Source organism: Lysobacter oryzae DSM 21044 (assembly GCF_059568595.1).
This window is the reverse complement of record NZ_JCANTQ010000009.1, coordinates 203688-221540: the sequence shown is the minus strand read 5'-3', so window position 1 is coordinate 221540 and position 17853 is coordinate 203688. Positions and strand designations below refer to the sequence as shown.

Genomic DNA, 17853 nt, shown 5'->3' with positions numbered 1-17853 from the left:
CATCGCTTACTGCTTGGCCGCCCCGGCCGGCTTGGCGGCCTTGGCTTCCGCGATCGCGGCTTCGACCGAGCCGGTGGTGATCGGGTGGTAGCCCGGCTTGGCGCGGGCGAGGATCTCCTCGGCCAGCTTCAGCCCTTCCGGCGTTTTCACCAGTTCCTTGTAGGTCGGCATGATCAGCTTGCGGCGGCCGACGCGCTCCAGGAACTTCGCGATCTCCGCGTTGGCCTGGGTGTAGCCGCTACGCACCGCCAGCGGGTACCAGCGCTGCGCGATCTCGCCGTTGGGCGTGCCGGTGAAATGGAACGCGGCGTCGAGCGCGGCCAGCTGCTCGGGCTTCAACGTCTCCGGCATGCCCTCGATGAAGTGCACCCACTCCTGCGTGGTCCACTTCGCCGTCGCGTCCTTCGCCGGCAGCGTGCCGGCGTCCAGCCAGGCCTTGCGCGCGGCGTCGACGGCGTCGAAGCGCGCCGAGGTGACCTGCGGCGCGGTCGCCGGAATGCCCGGCTCATGCAGCCACGCGTCGAACTCGGCCTGGGTGACCTTGCCCGGATACTTGTCCAGCAGGTTGGCCTTGGCGTAGTCGGCGAACTGCTGCGAGGAAATCGACTGGAACGCGAAGTGGTCGAAGTAGCCGCGCAGGAACGCGTCGAAGTCGGCACGACCGAAGCGCTGCTCGAGGAACTGCATGAACCAGGCGCCCTTGGCGTAGACCGTGGAGCCCAGGTTGTCGTCCGGATCCTTGAGCTCGCCCGGCTTGCCGGCCAGCACCTGCAACGGCTTGTTCTCTTCGGTGAACTCGGCCTTGAGTTCGTTGCGCGCGATCACGCGCTCCATGTCGGCGCGGTCCTTGCCGTACAGCTCCTCGTCGATGCGGCCTTCGACGTACGTGGTCACGCCTTCGTTGAGCCAGGCATCCTTGGCCGTGGAGAAGGTGACCAGGTTGCCCGACCAGCTGTGCGCCAGCTCATGCGCGATCAGCGAGACCAGCGACTTGTCGCCGACGATCGCGGTCGGCGTCAGGAAGGTCATGCGCGGGTTTTCCATGCCGCCGTACGGGAACGACGGCGGCAGCAGCAGCATGTCGTAGCGTTCCCAGCGGTACGGGCCGTACAGCTTTTCCGCGGTCTGGATCATCTTCTCGGTGTCGGAGAACTCGCGGGCGGCGCGATCGACCGCGGCCGGCTCGGCCCACACGCCACTGCGGTTGCTGATCGGCTTGAACACCAGGTCGCCGACGCCGATCGCGAGCAGGTAGGACGGGATCGCGTTGGTCATCTTGAAGCTGTAGTCGCCGTCGCGCTGGTCGGCGCGGCTGCCGGCGCCATCGCCGGCGCCCGGCACCATCGCGGCGCTCATCACCACCATCGTGTCCTGCGGCGCGACCACGTGCGCGGTGTAGGTGAAGCGCACCGACGGCGTGTCCTGCAGCGGCACCCAGGAGCGCGCGTGGATCTGCTGCGACTGGCTGAACATGAAGGGCGTCTTCTTGCCCTCGGTCATCGCCGCGGTCAGCCACTGCAGGCCCGAGGCATTGGGCGAGGTCGTGTAGGTGATGCGCACGCGCGGGTTGCGCTTGGGCGTCTCGATGGTGAGCTTGCTGCCAAGGACCTTGTCGGCCGGGGCCAGCGTGTACTTCAGGTCCTCCCACTTGCCGTCGCTGCGCTCGCCGACGATCTTGCTGACGGTCAGGTCGCGGGTGTCGAGGTTCAGCTGGGTGGCCTTGGGATCGAGCCATTCCAGCGCGAGCGTGGCGCTGCCGTCGATCACCTTCCGGTCGAAGTCGACCTTCAGTTCGAGGGCCAGGTCCTTGGTCCGGACCTTGTCCGGTTCGGCGTAGGAATGCTCGTCGATCATGTGCACGGCCGTGGCGGCGGGAGCGGGGGCGGCGGCGGTCGGCGCGGCATCGCCGCCCGCGGGGGCTTCGCGCTTGCAGCCGGTGGTGGCGGCCAGCACGGCCGCGAGGGACAGCATCAGGAGCGAATGGCGCATGGAACGGGCCTGCGTACTTGGAAAGCGCGGAGTGTAGCGCCAGCCCCGTGAGGCCGGCTCCGCCCGCGCCCCCGACTTTCGACAGGGTCGGCAAAGGCCGCGTTCCGCGACAATGCACGCATGCACCCGACCCGACTGATCGGTGGCCTGCTCGCGCTGGCCGCCCTCCCCGCCCTTGCGTCCGAACCCCTCACCATCCCGCGCGTCGAAGGCGACATCGTCGTCGACGGCCACCTCGACGACCCGCTGTGGGCGCAGGCCGCCAGCGTGGATCTCGGCTACGAGGTCTCGCCCGGCGACAACCTGCCCGCCGCGGTGAAGACCACCGCGCGCATCGCCTACACCGACGACGCCGTGCTGATCTCCTTCCACGCGCAGGACCCGGACCCGGCGAAGATCCGCGCCTTCCTGCGCGACCGCGATGCGCTCTACAGCGACGACTTCGCCGGGGTCATGCTCGACACCTTCGACGACCAGCGCCGCGCCTACGAGTTCTTCGTCAATCCGCTCGGCGTGCAGGCCGACCTGATCAAGGAAGAAGCCACCGGCGACGAGGACGACTCCTGGGACGGGTTGTGGACCAGCGCCGCGCAGATCACCGACCAGGGCTACGACGTGGAGATGCGGATCCCGTTCGCGACGTTGCGCTTCCGCGACACCGACGGCCCGCGTCGCTGGGGCGCGGCGTTCCTGCGCATCCGCCCGCGCGAATTCCGCTACCAGTACTTCAACAACCGCGTGCCGCGCGGTTCGCGCTGCCTGACCTGCACCTTCGACAAGGTCGAGGGCTTCGCCGGGGTCCGGCAGGGCCGCAACCTCGAGATCGTGCCGACGCTCACCGTGATCCACGCCGAGCACCGCGACGCGCCGCAGGCGGCGTGGACCGGCGACGGCACCGACATCGAACCCGGCCTCGACGTGGCCTGGGCGCCGAGCCCCAACCTCACCCTCAACGGCACGCTCAACCCGGACTTCTCCCAGGTCGAGACCGACCAGGCGCAGCTCGACCTCAACACCAGCTTCGCGCTGTTCTTCCCGGAGAAGCGGCCGTTCTTCCTGGAAGGCGCGGACTACTTCACCACGCCGCTGCAGGTGCTCTACACCCGCCAGATCGCCGACCCCGACGTCGGCCTGCGCGTGACCGGTCGCAACGGCCAGCAGGCCTACGGCGTGATCACCGCGCGCGACGCGACCACGCAGCTGCTGGTGCCGGGCGTGCTGGGTTCGTCGTTCCGCGACCTCGACCAGGAAGCGGACGATTTCGTCGGCCGCTACCGCTACGACCTGGACGCCCATACCAGCATCGGCGGCGTCGCCACCTACCGCGGCGGCGGCGACTACCGCAACGCGCTGGCGGGCGCGGATGCGCGCTGGCAGAAGGACGCGCACACCCTGCGCGGGCAGTGGCTGCGCAGCGATTCGCGCTACCCCGACGGCTTCGACCTGCCCGACACCGCGCCCGCGGGCAACGCGCTGTACCTCAACTACAGCTACGGCAGCCGCAACTGGCGCGGCAACGTCGGCCACTGGGACATCGACCCGGGCTTCCGCTCGGACCTCGGCTTCATCACCCAGGTCGGCTACCGCAAGTCGGTGATCGGCGGCGGCCATACCTGGTTCCGTCCCGACGGCTCCACGGTCAGCCGCATCGAGTTCAACGGCGACTGGGACATCACCCACCGCTTCGACGGCCAGTTGCTGGAACGCGAGCTCGAGGGTTACCTGAGCGCGCGCGCCTCGCGCCAGGGCTACTACGAACTTGGCGGCCTGACCCGCGTGCGCTTCTGGAACGACCGCATGTTCGACGAGCACTGGGGCACGCTGTACGCGGAAGCCGTGCCGGTCTCCGGGCTCAAGCTCATGATGTCCGTGCGCGCGGGCCAGCAGCTGGACCTGCTCGCCGCGCGCACCGGGCGCGTGGTGGAGTGGCAGCCGTCGCTGCAATGGGACGTCGGCACCGGCGTCAACATCAACCTCAACTACACCCGGCAGCGCCTGCGGCGCGACGGCGGCACCGCCTTCGACGCGCAGGTGCTGGACGGACGCCTGAGCTGGCAATTCGATCCGCGCCAGCGCCTGCGCCTGTCGCTGCAGGGCAGCCACATCGAACGCGACCAGGCGCTGTACACGAGCGACGTCGACGACCGTTTCCGCGACCTCGCCGCGCAGCTGCTGTACTCGTACAAGCTCAATCCGCGCAGCGCGCTGTACGCCGGCTATTCGCAGGGCGGCTATGCGGACGACGAATTCCAGCAGCTGTTCAGCAGCGATCGCAGCCTGTTCCTGAAACTCAGCTACGCCTGGCAGCCGCGCGGCTGAGCGCGCGCGCTCATGCCCCGGCCGCGCGCAGCGGTTCGGGCGGGGCGTGCTCGCCGTCGTCGCACACCAGCATGGCGCCGCCCTGCGCCTTCGCCGCATACATCGCGGTGTCGGCCTCGCGGTACAGCTGCATCGCGTCCAGGCCCGGGCGGTACTGCGCGCAACCGACGCTGACCCGGATCGGGATGCCATCGGGCCGCGGCGTCTCCAGTTCGCGCAGCCACTGGCGCACCCGCTCGTTGCTCGCACGCTGGTTGTCGTGCATGCAGATCAGGAATTCATCGCCGCCCCAGCGTCCGATCCAGTCCTTGCCGCGCAGCCAGCGGCGCGAGCTCTCGACCAGGTCGACCAGCATGCGATCGCCGGCGGCATGGCCGTATTCGTCGTTGACCGGCTTGAGGTTGTCCACATCGAGCACGTACAGCACCAGCGGCGAGCCCCGCTCGGCGAGTTCTACGCAGTCGTGCAGATGCCGGTCGCTGCCGCGCCGGCTCAGCGCGTGGGTCAGCGGGTCTTCCAGGGCATTGCGTTCGAGTTCGCGCATGCCCTGGTCGATGTCGCGCAGGCCACAGTTGATGCCGCGCATCAGCAGGCCGACTTCGTCGCGGCCGTCCTCGGGCAGTTCCGGCAGGCGGTGCTCCTGCTGGTAGGCCTGCACCACGTCCGCCATCATCCGCAGCGGCGTGAGCAGGTGGTAGAGCAGGAACAGCGCGGCGAGCACCCCGAGCAGGGTGACGGCCACGGTCAGGCTGACACCGGTCACCAGCTGCAGCGGGCTGGGCCCCTCGTGCAGCAGCAGCCAGACCAGGAACACCGTAAGCGGCAGCAGCGTGCAGGTCACCACCACGGCCATGAGCTTGGCGCGGAAGGAATGCGGGAACACCCGCGAAAGCGCGCGATAAACGCCAAGCCCCGTCATTGTTCAGACCGCCAGGTTGCTGACTTCCTGGCCGAGGATATCGGTGCGCGTCACAAAGCTGAGTGACGCGTGGGCGGATGCACCCGTTCGGGTGATTCAGGTGTTCAGGCTTTGTAGCCGGTGTGGATAGCGACGATGCCGGCGCTGAGGTTGCGGTAGTTGCAGCGCGCGAAGCCCGCCGCTTCCATCATCGCCTTGAGTTCGTCCTGCGGCGGGTGCTTGCGGATGGACTCGGCGAGGTACTGGTAGCTGTGCGCGTCGTTGGCGAACAGCTTGCCGAGCCTGGGCAGGATGTTGAACGAGTGGAAGTCGTAGATCGGCTTGAACCAGTCCGCCTTCACTTCCGAGAACTCCAGCACGCGCGCCTGGCCGCCGACCTTCAGCACGCGGTGCATCTCGCGCAGCGCGGCGTCCTTGTCGGTGACGTTGCGCAGGCCGAAGGCGATCGTGACCAAGTCGAAACTGGCGTCCGGGAACGGCAGCTTCTCCGCGTTGCACTCGACGAATTCGATGCCCGCCACCACGCCACGGTCGGTCATGCGGTCGCGGCCGACCTTGAGCATCTCGCCGTTGATGTCGCCGAGCACGATGCTGCCGTTCGCGCCGACGCGGTCGCGCAGCAGCAGCGCGATGTCGCCGGTGCCGCCGGCGAGGTCGAGCACGCGGTCGCCGCGCTTCACCTGGCAGGTGCCGACGAAATAGCGCTTCCACACCCGGTGCACGCCCAGCGACATCAGGTCGTTCATCAGGTCGTACTTGCCGGCGACCGAGGAGAAGACTTCGCCGACCAGCTTCTGCTTGTCGGCGACGGGCACGTCGCGGAAGCCGAAGTGGGTGGTGCCGCTGCGGGTGTCGTGTTCGCTCATGCGGGGATTATCGCATCGCCTCCGCGGAAAGGCCGAAAGACGCGGGCCACCGCAGCCGGATCAGCTTCCGCGGTCAATACGGGATCTCGGCGATGTTGGAACAGGAACCGGTGCCGGCATTGCAGACCCGATACGCCACCATGGCGCTGGCGCGCAACCGGAGCGAGTCGGTCGCGCCCAAGGCATTGGCGACCGCGGACTTGATCCGGGTGCCGCCCCGATAGATGTCGACCCTGCTCGCACCTCCCTGCCAGCGCAGGCCGACCTGCAGCCAGGCCCCGTAGGTGCCCCTGTTGCTCAGGCTCAGGCTGGTCGGAGCGGTGGCGCCGGCGGTAATCGCATCGGCGGCGGCGAGCGCCTGCACCAAGCCGTAGCCGAACGCGTTGTCGCGTCCGGGCGCGCCCAGGTCGAGCGCGCGGGTTTCCAGGGCATTGCGGACCGCGGTGTTGCTCGCCGCCGGATTCGCGCTCCAGACCAGCGCGGCCACGCCGCTCACGTGGGGCGTCGCCATCGACGTGCCATCCATGTAGGCGTAGCCGTTGGCGTTGCTGTGCGGGATCGTGCTCACGCTCGCCATCTGGCCGAGGCGGCCGAGGCGCGCGTTGACCAGGGCCTTGCCGTCTTCCTGGGTCGCGGAGACCGCGGGGATCGTCGACCGGCCCCCGAGCGTGCCGGCGAAACCGCCGGGCAGGTTGTTGTAGACGACCACGGCGACGGCGCCGCCGGCGGTCGCATTGGCGGTCTTGGCCGCAAAGGTGATGCTGCCGCGCTCGCACAGCACGACCTTGCCCGCCCAGTTGCCCGCACTCGTGCACAGGCCGCCGTCCACCAGCGCCCCTGCCACCTCCGCCTGCGCGGTGCCCTCGATCGGCCCGACCACGTAGCCGGCGGCGCCCACGTCCAGCGATGCGTCCTTGCGCGGGTAGGTGCTGAACACGCCGACGCCGGGCGCGGCGATGTCCACCGCGGCGTTGGACTGCGAGAAGCTGGCGTGCGCGTTGTTGGCGTCGGTGGCCGCCACCGACATCACGCTGGCATAGGAAGCCGGATAGCTCATGGCCGTGGTACCGGCGTTGCCGGCGGCGGCGATGCTGAGGATGCCCTGGTCGTTGAGCGCATCGAAGTACATCGCTTCGGGGAGGACGGCCTCAGTGCCGCCCAGGCTCATGTTGATGATCCGGGCGCCGGCGTCGCGGCAATGCATCGCGGCGTCGACCAGGTCCGAGCTGTAACTCCAGGCGCAGGAATCCCCGAACACCTTCACGATGTACAGCGAGACCTTGGCCGGACTCACGCCGACCACGCCACGGTTGTTGCTGGCGGCGGCGATGGTGCCGGCGACGTGCGTGCCGTGGCCGCACTGGTCGTTGTCCCAGCCCGCGGGGTAGCCCGCCATCGCGATGCCGGCAAAGTCCTCGTGCCCGGCGTGGATGCCCGAATCGATGACGCACACCTTGATGCCGGTGCCGTCGGCGCCGGCCGCCGCCGCCTGGGGCGCCTGCACCTTGCCGATGCCATAGGGCGTGATCTGGCCGAACGGATAGCGCGGCGCATCGGGCTCGACGGACTCGACCTTGGGATTGTGGCGCAGTCCGCTCAGTGCCTGCGGCGGCAGCGTCACCGAGAACGCACGCAGCTTGTCGAAGCGGTAGTGCACCTTGCCACCGGCGGCACGCAGCGTGCGCTCGACCTGCGGCCCGGCGCCAGGCTTGAACTTCACCCAGACGCGATTGGCGTCAGGCTGCGCGGCCAGCGCGCTGCCCAAGGCCGAAACCGCCAGCGTGGCGCCCAGCGCCGCAACGAGTGCCTGTTGCTTCATGGTGGATCCCCTGTGGTGACGGAATTCGGGGCGCATGCGCGCGCTCCTCACCGTGCGCCGCCATTAACCGGGACCGCGGCCGCCTTGTCCAGTCCAGGTGCGGCATGCCGCGAGCGCGTCCGCGATCGGCCGCACGCTCGACGCGGCGATGCGCTGGCGGTCGGGCGAATCCGGCATGATGACCGCGCCCCACGCCCGAGCCGCCATGATCGACACCCCCGACTACCGCGCCCTCCTCGCCACTGCCGTCGCCGAAGCCCGCCAGGGGCTCGCCGAGGGCGGCATCCCGATCGGCGCCGCGCTCTACCGCAACGATGGCGCCCTGCTCGGCTGCGGCCACAACCGCCGCATCCAGGAAGGCGATCCGTCGGTGCACGGCGAGACCGATGCCTTCCGCAAGGCCGGCCGCCAGCGCCGCTACCGCGACACCATCATGGTCACCACGCTGGCCCCGTGCTGGTACTGCAGCGGGCTGGTGCGGCAGTTCAACATCGGCACGGTGGTGGTCGGCGAGTCGGTGAACTTCCGTGGCGGCATCGACTGGCTGCGCGAGCACGGGGTCAACGTGATCGACCTGGCCGACGCCGAATGCATCGGCATGCTCGGCGACTGGATCGCCGCCCATCCCGACGTGTGGAACGAAGACATCGGCGAAGACTGAGCCGCGTCGGATGGCCCTGCGCGCGCAACCGGTCGACTTCCATGGCACGCCCTGCGTGCGCCTGCACGGCGCGGACGGCGGCAGTGCGCTGGTCGCGCTGCACGGCGCGCAGGTGCTGTCGTGGATCCCCGCCGACGGCCGCGAACGCCTGTTCCTCGGCGAACGCGCGCTGTTCGCGCCGGGCGCGGCGATCCGCGGCGGCATCCCGGTGGTCTTCCCGCAGTTCGCCGGGCGCGGGCCACTGGTGAAGCACGGTTTCGCGCGCACCCTGCCCTGGCGTTTCGCCGGCGCCGATGCGCGGGCGACATTCGAACTGGCGTCCGGCGCCGCGACGCAGGCCTGGCCGCACGCCTTCGGCGCGCGCCTGCACGTCGCGCTGGAAGGACCGGCGCTCGCGGTGACGCTCGCCGTCCACAACACCGGCAACGAGGCATTCGCGTTCACCGCGGCCCTGCATACCTACCTGGCGGTCGACGACGTGGCGGCCGCCACGCTGCACGGACTCGGCGGCTGCCGCTACGAGGACACCGCGCAAGCCGGCACGATCCGGCAGCAGCACGACGACGCGCTGCGCTTCGCCGGCGAGATCGATCGCATCTACGTCGCGCCGCCGCCGGCGCTGGAGTTGCGCGACGGCGGCGACGGCATCCGCATCGTCCAGCAGGGCTTCGCGGACACCATCGTGTGGAATCCGGGCGAGGTGCTGGGCGGTCGCATCGGCGACCTCGCCCCGGGCGAATACCGCCGCTTCGTCTGCGTCGAGGCCGGGCAGGTGCTGCAGCCGGTGCACCTGCGGCCCGGCGAGCACTGGTCCGGTATCCAGCGCCTGGCCTGAGCCCGCCGCGCCTGTCGCACTGCCTTAACGGCAACGGGGAACAATTCGCATGCCCGGCCGCGCCGCGGCCGCAGGCATTCATCCCGGTCCGTCCGGCTCCCCGCGGCGGACCGCCACAGCGGAGATGCCCGATGAAACCGTCCCTCCTGTTAGGCCTGTGCCTGCTGCCCGGCTGCCTGCTGGCCGCGGAACCGACCACCCCTGCCGCCGACATGCCCGCCTCCGGCCATGTGATGGTGCGCGCGTCCTCGATCCAGTGGGGCGATGCACCGCCCATGCTGCCGCGCGGGGCGCAGGCCGCGGTGTTGGCGGGCGATCCGGGCAAGGCCGGTCCGTTCGTCATCCGGATCAAGGCGCCGGCCGGCTACCGCGTGCCGCGCCACTGGCATCCCACCGAGGAGCAGGTGACGTTGCTCGAAGGCGACCTCACCCTGGCCATGGGCGATGGCGCCGGTGCGCATTCGGCCGATTTCGTCCCCGGCGACTTCGTGGTCCTGCCGATGAAGATGCTGCACGAAGCGAGCACGCGTGGCGGCGCGACGCTGCAGATCCAGAGCAACGGGCCGTTCGAGATCAACTACGTGAATCCGGCCGACGACCCGCGCAAGCAGGCACCGCCCGAGAAGCAGGCGAAGCCCGAAAAGAAGAAGTAGCGCCCCGGCGCGACGAAGCCGACCCCGTGCGGGTCGGCTCTCGGATGCTTCCAGCGCGTGCGTTACAGGATGTAGCGGCTCAGGTCCGGATCCTTGACCAGCTCGTTGAGGTGCGCGTCGACGTAGGCGCGGTCGATCGCGACCGCGGCGCCGTTGCGGTCGGGCGCTTCGAAGCTGAGCGTATCGAGCAGGCGTTCGAGCACCGTGTGCAGGCGGCGCGCGCCGATGTTCTCCTGGCGTTCGTTCACCTGCGCGGCGATCTCGGCCAGCCGCTCGATGGCGTCGGGCGCGAAGTCGAGCGACACGCCCTCGGTCCGGAGCAGTTCGGTGTACTGCGTGGTCAATGCCGCCTTGGGCTCGGTGAGGATGCGCACGAAGTCGTCCTTGCTCAGCGCCCCCAGTTCGACGCGGATCGGGAAGCGGCCCTGCAGTTCCGGGATCAGGTCGGAAGGCTTGGCCAGGTGGAACGCGCCGGAGGCGATGAACAGGATGTGGTCGGTCTTCACCGAGCCGTACTTGGTGCTGACGGTGGACCCCTCGACCAACGGCAGCAGGTCGCGCTGCACGCCCTCGCGGCTGACGTCGCCGCCGATGGTGCCGGCGTCGCTGCGCTTGGCGACCTTGTCGATCTCGTCGATGAAGACGATGCCGTGCTGCTCGCAGGCCTCGATCGCCGCGGCACGCACGTCGTCCTCGTTGACCAGGCGTGCGGCTTCCTCCTCGATCAGCTGCCCGCGCGCGGCCTTGATCGCCAGTTTCCGCTTGTGCGTCTTGCCGCCGGCGACCTGCGAGAACATCTGCCGCAGTTGCTGGCCCATCTCTTCCATGCCCGGCGGCGCCATGATGTCGACGCCGACGTTCATCGCGAAGTCGAGCTCGATCTCACGGTCGTCCAGTTCCCCCGCGCGCAGCTGCTTGCGCAGCTTGGCCCGGGTCTTGTCGTCGGCTTCCGATTCGGTTGGCGGCTTGTCGTTCTGCACGCCATCCGGGTCGCCCTGGAAGCCGAACAGGGTGACCGCGCGCCGCGGCAGCAGCGCCTCGAGGATGCGTTCCTCGGCGCTTTCCTCGGCCTGGGTGCGCACGCGGTGCTTGGCCTGCTCGCGGTACATCTTCACAGCGGTGTCGGCGAGGTCGCGCACGATCTGCTCGACGTCCTTGCCGACGTAACCGACCTCGGTGAAGCGCGTGGCCTCGACCTTCACGAACGGCGCATTGGCGAGCGTCGCCAGGCGGCGCGCGATCTCGGTCTTGCCCACGCCGGTGGGGCCGATCATCAGGATGTTCTTGGGCATCACCTCGTCGCGCAGTTCCGGCGCCAGCTGCATGCGCCGCCAGCGGTTGCGCAGGGCGATGGCGACGGCGCGCTTGGCGGCCTGCTGGCCGACGATGTGCTTGTCCAGCTCCTGCACGATCTCGCGCGGGGTCATCGTGTCGGAAGTGTTCACGAGCTTGTTCATCACAGTTCTTCCACCACGACGTTGCGGTTGGTGTAGATGCAGATGTCGCCGGCGATGTTCAGCGCCTCGCTGGCGATCGCCTTTGCATCGAGGTCGGTGTGCGCGGCCAGCGCGCGCGCGGCGGCCAGCGCATAGGAACCACCGGAGCCGATCGCGACGATGCCGTCCTCCGGTTCGATCACGTCGCCGGTGCCGCCCACGATCAGCGAGGTTTCCTTGTCGGCCACGATCAGCAGCGCCTCGAGCTTGCCCAGGCGGCGCTCGGTGCGCCATTCCTTCGCCAGCTCCACGGCGGCGCGGGTCAGCTGGCCATACTTCTCGAGCTTGGCCTCGAACAGTTCGAACAGGGTGAAGGCATCCGCGGCGGCGCCGGCGAACCCGGCGAGCACCTGGCCGTCGCGGCCGAGGCGGCGCACCTTGCGCGCGTTCGACTTCATCACCGTGTGGCCGAGCGTGACCTGGCCATCGCCGGCGACGGCGACGTGGCCGTTGCGGCGCACCGACACGATGGTCGTGGCGTGGAAGACATCGGGATTGCGGCTGGGATCCATGGGGTTCTCCGTGGGGTTCCCACGAATTGGGGGCCGCGGCGCGGGGTTCAAGCGGTCCGGAAGTCACGCTGGTGCATTCCGTCCCCGTTCCACCGCGCATCCTGAGCGTAGCCGTGGCGGCGCGAAGTCGAAGTAAGCGTTGCGCCAGGCGCCGGCATCAACGCCCGCCGTGCCACGGGCTAGCGACGCTCCCAGCCAAGCGGAATTGCACGAGCGCCAGATCGGCGCTACTTCCTGCGCTTCGCCCGCGGATGCGCGGCGTCGTACACCTTGGCCAGATGCTGGTAGTCCAGGTGCGTGTAGATCTGGGTGGTGGCGATGTCGGCATGGCCAAGCAGCTCCTGGACGCCGCGCAGATCCCCGGACGACTCGAGGATGTGGCTGGCGAAGGAGTGCCGCAGCAGGTGCGGGTGCACCCGCTTGAACAGTCCCTGTTGCTGGGCGAGCTGGCGCACGCGCAATTGGATCGCACGCGGCGTGATCGGACCGTTGCGACCAGGAAACACCGGCGCGTCCGAAGCCGCCTGGGTCGACGCACGCCACGCCTGCAAGGCGCCGCGCGCGTGCGAACCGAGCGGCACGCTGCGCTGCTTGCTGCCCTTGCCGAGCACGGTGACCAGGGCCTCGGCGAAGTCGAGGTCGCGCCAGCGCAGCGCGCACAGTTCGCTCAGGCGCAGGCCGGAGGAATAGAACAGTTCCAGCAGCGCGCGATCGCGCAGGCCCAGGGGCGCGTCGGTGGATACTTCCACCAGGGCCTTGGCCTCGTCCGGGTCGAGCACCTGCGGCAGCTTGCGCGGCGCCTTGGGCGCGCGCACCGCCGCGGCGGGATTGGCGTCGATGCGCCCATGCTTGAGCAGCCACGCGTAGAAGCTGCGACAGGCCGACAGGCGCCGTTGCAGCGACTTCGGCGACAGGCCGCGGCGGTGTTCGCCGGCGACGAACTGGCGCAGCTGGTCCGCGTGCAGTTCGCCGGCCTGCACGCCCTGCGCCTGTGCCCACGCGTCCAAGGCCGCCAGGTCACGCCGGTAGGCGTCGAGCGTGTGCGGCGACATCCGCCGTTCCACCGCGAGATGGGACAGGAACTCTTCCGCTGCCGAGCTCATGGCGTCACCGGCAGCGCATCACTGGCGCCGCTGCTACGCCGCCGGTGCATACCGCTGCAGCGCGGTACCCAGCGCCTCGCACATCATGCGCAGGAACAACGTGCCCATGCCCGGGAAGAAACGGTTGGGATCGCGGCTGCCGACCGCGACCAGCCCGATGCCCGCGACGGGCAGCAGCGCGCTCGACTCCACTTCATCCGCGCGCGCGCCGTACAGCAACGCGTGCTTCTCCGGCTGCAGGCGGCCGCACAACGGCTCGCCGCTGGCCATCAGGTCGCGGAAGGGCTGCAGGCGCGCGTCGCCGGGCGCGATGTGCTGCAACCACCCGGCGTCGCCCAGGCCCGCGACCGGCGCGAAGGTCACGATGCGCACGAGGTCGCCGTTGAAATCCTCGGCCAGCGACGCCGCCATCGCCCGCAGCGTATCGGCCGCGTTGCCCTGCTTCATCAGCGCGAGCGTGAGCTGGTGCGTGCGCACGGCCAGGCGCTCGTTCTCCTGCGCGTTGCCGAACAGGTCCTGCAGGCGGCGCGCGAGTTCGCGGTTCTTGTCGCGCAGCACCTCGAGCTGGTAGCTCGCCAGCGACGCGGCCGGGCCCTCGTCGCGCGGCACCACCAGGCTCAGCGCCAGGTCCGGGAACTGCTTGAGGAACTGCGGATGCCGCCGCAGCCACGCCGCGACTTCATGCGCGCCCAGCTTTTCCTGCACGTCGCTCATGCCAATCCCGCTCCCATCAAGAATGATCCTTCGAATACGAATGCGGCCGGGCCGGCCATGGTGACCGGGCCATCGTCGCGCGGCCACGCGATCTGCAACTCGCCGCCGGGCAGCGCGATGGTCACCTCGCGCCCCACCAGGCGGCGCTTCATCAGGACCACGCCCGCCGCGCAGGCGCCGCTGCCGCAGGCAAGCGTTTCCCCGGCGCCGCGCTCGTACACGCGCAGGCGCACGCGCTCGCGCGATTCGACCTGGGCGAAGCCGATGTTGGCGCTGTCCGGGAACGCCGGCAGCGACTGCAGCAGCGGCCCGACCGCTTCCACGGGGGCGGCGTCGACATCGTCGACCTGGATCACCGCATGCGGATTGCCCATCGAGACCGCGCCGAACGCGTACACCGCATCGTTGTACTCGATCACGTACTCGTCGCGCGTGCCGTCGAAGCCGTGCAGGGGCACGTCGGCAGGCGCGAACCGCGGCACGCCCATGGCGATGCGGAAGCGCCCGTCGGCGAGCCGCTCGACGTGGTGGGTGTCCACCGGACTGTCGACGTCGAAGCGATCGCCGCGCGCGGTGCCGTCGCGCAGCAGCCAGGCGGCCACGCAGCGCGCGCCGTTGCCGCACTGGCGGGCAAGCGAGCCGTCGGAATTCCAGATGCGGTAGCTGGCCACGGCGTTGGCGCTGCGCGGTGGCTCGATCGTGAGGATCTGGTCGCAGCCCACGCCGGTATGGCGGTCGCCGAGCGCGCGGCACAGCGCGGCATCCAGCGTGTGTTCGCCGCCGCGCAGGTCGATCACGACGAAGTCGTTGCCGGCACCGTGCATCTTGCTGAAGCGCAGCGCGCGCTGGCCGTACGGCAAGGGCGCAGCCGACGATGCAGCCGTTTCAGCCATTGCCTTCGCTGGGCGTGGCGGGCGGCGGCGGCAGCGGTTCTTCGACGGGGGGCGGCGCCTGCTCCGGGGCCGGTGCCGCTTCGGCCGGCGCAGCGGCCGGCTCTGCCGGTTCCACCGGTTCGACCGGCGCGGGCGGGGTCGGCAGTACCAGCGGCCCCTTGTTGCCGCAACCGGCCAGGGCGGCCACTGCGGCGGCGATGACGACGAGACGGGAAATGCGGTTCATGCCCGGGAGTGTAGCGCGCCGCCACGCCAACTCCGCATCGCTTCAGCGCGGTTCGGGGCGCCGCCACAGCCACGCGGCCACCACGGCCATGACCGCGGTGCCGGTCGCGGCCATCCACGCCTCGGGCGCGGTGAGGAACATCACGACGGCGCAGGCGGCCATCATCAGCGTCGCCAGGCGCTTGGCGCGACGACTGACCGCGCCGTGCGCTTCCCAGTCGCGGATCATCGGCCCGAAGTGGCGGTGCGCCAGCAGCCAATCGCGCAGGCGCTGCGAACCGCGCGCCGCCGCGAACGCCGCCAGCAGCACGAACGGCACGGTCGGCAGCCCCGGCACGACGATGCCGATGAGGCCCAGGGCGAGGCTGGCGTAGGCCAGCAGCCACCACAGCCGCGCCGCGATCACCTTCCGCAACCGCTGCCTACGTGCCGCCGCGGCGGCCTGCACCGCAGGCGCGCCCATTCCGTCGCGGTCGTGGCTGCGGCGAAGCATGCGCAGGCTGGGACTATTTGCCCGCGTCCACGCCCAACTGGTCGAGCATGAACGCGTACATTTCCGCGCGCTCCTTGTGGCGGCGGAAACGCCCGGACTTGCCGCCGTGGCCGGCGTCCATGTTGGTGCGGAAGATCACCGTGCGGCCGGAGGTGTTCAGGTCGCGCAGCTTGGCCACGTACTTGGCCGGCTCGTAGTACTGCACCTGCGAATCCCACAGGCCGGTGCCGACGAACATCGCCGGATACGCCTGCGCGGAAAGGTTGTCGTAGGGCGAGTACGACAGCATGTAGTCGTAGTACTCCTTCTTCTCGGGATTGCCCCACTCGTCGTATTCGTTGGTGGTCAGCGGAATGCTGGCGTCGAGCATGGTCGTGACCACGTCGACGAAGGGCACTTCGGTCAGGATCACCCGGTAACGGTCGGGCGCCATGTTGCTGATCGCGCCCATCAGCAGGCCGCCGGCGCTGCCGCCGTGCGCGGCGACCCGATCCTTCGCGGCATAGCCCTGCTGGACCAGGAAATCGGTGACGTCGATGAAGTCGGTGAAGGTGTTCTGCTTCTTGAACAGCTTGCCGTTGTCGTACCAGGCGCGGCCCATCTCCTCGCCGCCACGGATGTGCGCGATCGCGTAGACCATGCCGCGGTCGAGCAGGCTCACCACCGCGTTGTTGAAGCCCGGATCCATGGACGCGCCGTAGCTGCCGTAGCCGTACTGCAGCAACGCGGCGGTGCCGTCCTTCCTGAAACCCTTCTTGTAGACCAGCGATACCGGCACCTTGGTGCCATCGCGCGCGGTCGCCCACTGGCGCTCGGTCACGTACTGGCTCGGGTCGTAGCCGGGCACCGGATCGCGCTTGAGCAGGCGGCGCTCGCCGGTGCGCGTGTTGAGTTCGTAGGTGGTGTTGGGCGTGGTCATCGAGGTGTAGCTGTAGCGCAGCCACTCGGTGTCCGGTTCGGCGTTGACCGCCAGGCCCATCGAATACGCCGGCTCGTCGGCCTTGACGTGCTCGGACTTGCCCTCGTTGCCGAGCACGCGCACGCGCTCCAGGCCCTCGGACCGCTCGGCGATCGCGGTGAAGCCGTCGAACAGCTCGAAGCCGTCGATGTAGACGTCGTCGCGCGCGGCGATCCAGTCCTGCCAGTCCTTGCGCGAGGTCGCGCCGGTCGGGGCCGTGACCAGCTTGAAGTTCTTCGCCGGCTTGCCGTCGGCGCCCGGGGCGTTGGTGCGGATCACCCAGCGGCCGCCATGGTGGTCGGCGTCGTATTCCACGTCGCGCTCGCGCGGCGCCAACACCACGAAGGTCTTCGGGTCGGCGGCCGGCGCGCAGCGCAGCTCGTCCGAGACCGTGCTGCTCACGCCGATGCAGATGTACTGGTCGTCGCGCGTGCGCGAGACGCCCATGTAGAAGCTGTCGTCCTTCTCCTCGTACACCAGCGCGTCCTGCGCGGCCGGCGTGCCGAGCACGTGCTTCTTCACGCGCACGGTCAGCAGGGTCTCCGGATCGTTCTCGACGTAGAACAGGGTCTTGTTGTCGTCCGCCCAGACCAGGTTGGGGGAGACGCCCTGCACCGCGTCGGCATAGACCTCGCCGGTGTCCAGGTTCTTGAAGCGGATCGTGTACTGGCGGCGGCCGACGTCGTCCTCGGCCCAGGCCAGGATGCGGTTGTCCTGGCTCACCTCGTAGTCGCCGACGCTGAAGTACTCCTTGCCCGCGGCCATCGCGTTGACGTCGAGCAGCACCTGCTCGGCGGCGAAGTCCGCGCCCGCGTTGGCCTGCTGGATCGAGGTCGCGTCAACGCCCGCGCCGTCCTTGCGGCGCGCATGCACCGGATAGTCCTTGCCGGTCTCGAAGCGCGAGTAGTACCACCAGCCGCGCTCGCGGTACGGCACCGAGGCGTCATCCTGCTTGATGCGCGCGACGATCTCGTCGTACAGCTTGGACTGCAGCGGCCGCAGCGGCTGCATCACCGCGTCGGCGTAGGCGTTCTCGGCATTGAGGTACGCCAGCATCTCCGGGTTCTTGCGCGTGTCGTCGCGCAGCCAGTAGTAGTCGTCGTTGCGCGTGGCGCCGTGCGGCGCCTTCACGGCGTGCGGCTTCTTGGCCGCATCGGGCGGCGGCGGCAGGTCGGCGGCGGGTGCGGAGAAGGTGGTCATCAGGAACGTACTCGTGAGAAGCGTGGCCAGCAGGGCGGAATGCTTCATGCAATGGGGTCCGGATAGGCGGTGCGCAATGGGCCGGGCCGCGCCGCGGGAACCTTCACTCCGCGGCACCGCTCAACGCGCCGCAGCGCGCGAGCAAGATCAGTATGCGGGAGCCCGGATGTCGTGGATGCGAAGACCTGGAACGCGAAT

16 protein-coding genes are annotated in these 17853 nt (G+C 69.6%); 4 read left to right on the top strand and 12 right to left on the bottom strand.

Annotation, left to right across the window (positions count from 1 at the left end; all coding sequences use genetic code 11):
* Positions 1 to 6: 6 nt before the first annotated feature.
* Positions 7 to 1989 carry a M1 family metallopeptidase gene (locus BP05_RS04700; RefSeq protein WP_496360982.1) on the bottom strand — a complete coding sequence of 661 codons (1983 nt, stop codon included), beginning with the start codon at positions 1987 to 1989 and terminating at the stop codon, positions 7 to 9.
* A 120-nt stretch (positions 1990 to 2109) separates the two neighbouring features.
* Between BP05_RS04700 and BP05_RS04695 the strand changes: the two genes are divergently transcribed.
* Positions 2110 to 4308 (top strand): DUF5916 domain-containing protein, encoded by a 2199-nt coding sequence (locus BP05_RS04695; RefSeq protein WP_496360980.1) that lies wholly within the window; start codon positions 2110 to 2112, stop codon positions 4306 to 4308.
* Positions 4309 to 4318: 10 nt separating this feature from the next.
* On the opposite strand, the gene BP05_RS04690 is transcribed toward BP05_RS04695, so the two are convergent.
* The 3 genes from BP05_RS04690 to BP05_RS04680 all read right to left on the bottom strand — a co-directional run bounded on the left by BP05_RS04690 (position 4319) and on the right by BP05_RS04680 (position 7912).
* Entirely contained in the window at positions 4319 to 5191 is an 873-nt protein-coding gene (locus BP05_RS04690) for a diguanylate cyclase domain-containing protein (RefSeq protein ID WP_496360978.1), read from the bottom strand.
* Positions 5192 to 5331: 140 nt separating this feature from the next.
* On the bottom strand, positions 5332 to 6093 hold the full coding sequence (ubiE, locus tag BP05_RS04685) for a bifunctional demethylmenaquinone methyltransferase/2-methoxy-6-polyprenyl-1,4-benzoquinol methylase UbiE (RefSeq protein ID WP_496360976.1): 762 nt from the start codon (positions 6091 to 6093) through the stop codon (positions 5332 to 5334).
* Between the two features lie 73 nt (positions 6094 to 6166).
* Positions 6167 to 7912, bottom strand: coding sequence for a S8 family serine peptidase (locus BP05_RS04680; protein ID WP_496360974.1), 1746 nt, complete (start codon positions 7910 to 7912; stop codon positions 6167 to 6169).
* Between the two features lie 205 nt (positions 7913 to 8117).
* Between BP05_RS04680 and BP05_RS04675 the strand changes: the two genes are divergently transcribed.
* The 3 genes from BP05_RS04675 to BP05_RS04665 all read left to right on the top strand — a co-directional run bounded on the left by BP05_RS04675 (position 8118) and on the right by BP05_RS04665 (position 10061).
* Positions 8118 to 8573 carry a nucleoside deaminase gene (locus BP05_RS04675; protein ID WP_496360972.1) on the top strand — a complete coding sequence of 152 codons (456 nt, stop codon included), beginning with the start codon at positions 8118 to 8120 and terminating at the stop codon, positions 8571 to 8573.
* A gap of 10 nt (positions 8574 to 8583) precedes the next feature.
* Complete coding sequence (locus BP05_RS04670) at positions 8584 to 9408, top strand: D-hexose-6-phosphate mutarotase (protein ID WP_496360970.1); 825 nt, start codon at positions 8584 to 8586, stop codon at positions 9406 to 9408.
* A 131-nt stretch (positions 9409 to 9539) separates the two neighbouring features.
* The gene (locus tag BP05_RS04665) at positions 9540 to 10061 is read left to right on the top strand and encodes a cupin domain-containing protein (RefSeq protein ID WP_496360968.1); all 522 of its coding nucleotides are present in this window, start codon (positions 9540 to 9542) and stop codon (positions 10059 to 10061) included.
* Between the two features lie 62 nt (positions 10062 to 10123).
* Here BP05_RS04665 and hslU read toward each other — a convergent pair whose 3' ends face one another.
* The 8 genes from hslU to BP05_RS04625 form a co-directional block, all read right to left on the bottom strand.
* A complete protein-coding gene (gene hslU, locus BP05_RS04660) occupies positions 10124 to 11518 on the bottom strand; it encodes an ATP-dependent protease ATPase subunit HslU (RefSeq protein WP_496360966.1) in 1395 nt (464 codons plus the stop codon).
* Entirely contained in the window at positions 11518 to 12069 is a 552-nt protein-coding gene (gene hslV, locus BP05_RS04655; protein ID WP_496360964.1) for an ATP-dependent protease subunit HslV, read from the bottom strand. The genes hslU and hslV overlap by 1 nt, the downstream gene beginning before the upstream one ends.
* A 227-nt stretch (positions 12070 to 12296) precedes the next feature.
* Positions 12297 to 13172 (bottom strand): tyrosine recombinase XerC, encoded by an 876-nt coding sequence (gene xerC / locus BP05_RS04650; protein ID WP_496360962.1) that lies wholly within the window; start codon positions 13170 to 13172, stop codon positions 12297 to 12299.
* Between the two features lie 33 nt (positions 13173 to 13205).
* Complete coding sequence (locus BP05_RS04645; RefSeq protein ID WP_496360960.1) at positions 13206 to 13886, bottom strand: DUF484 family protein; 681 nt, start codon at positions 13884 to 13886, stop codon at positions 13206 to 13208.
* Complete coding sequence (dapF, locus tag BP05_RS04640) at positions 13883 to 14779, bottom strand: diaminopimelate epimerase (RefSeq protein ID WP_496360958.1); 897 nt, start codon at positions 14777 to 14779, stop codon at positions 13883 to 13885. Before dapF ends, BP05_RS04645 begins: the two co-directional genes overlap by 4 nt.
* Entirely contained in the window at positions 14772 to 15005 is a 234-nt protein-coding gene (lptM, locus tag BP05_RS04635) for an LPS translocon maturation chaperone LptM (protein ID WP_496360956.1), read from the bottom strand. The genes dapF and lptM overlap by 8 nt, the downstream gene beginning before the upstream one ends.
* Before the next feature lie 42 nt (positions 15006 to 15047).
* On the bottom strand, positions 15048 to 15497 hold the full coding sequence (locus BP05_RS04630) for a YbaN family protein (protein ID WP_496360954.1): 450 nt from the start codon (positions 15495 to 15497) through the stop codon (positions 15048 to 15050).
* Between the two features lie 13 nt (positions 15498 to 15510).
* Positions 15511 to 17655 carry a S9 family peptidase gene (locus tag BP05_RS04625; protein ID WP_496361514.1) on the bottom strand — a complete coding sequence of 715 codons (2145 nt, stop codon included), beginning with the start codon at positions 17653 to 17655 and terminating at the stop codon, positions 15511 to 15513.
* Between the last annotated feature and the right edge of the window lie 198 nt (positions 17656 to 17853).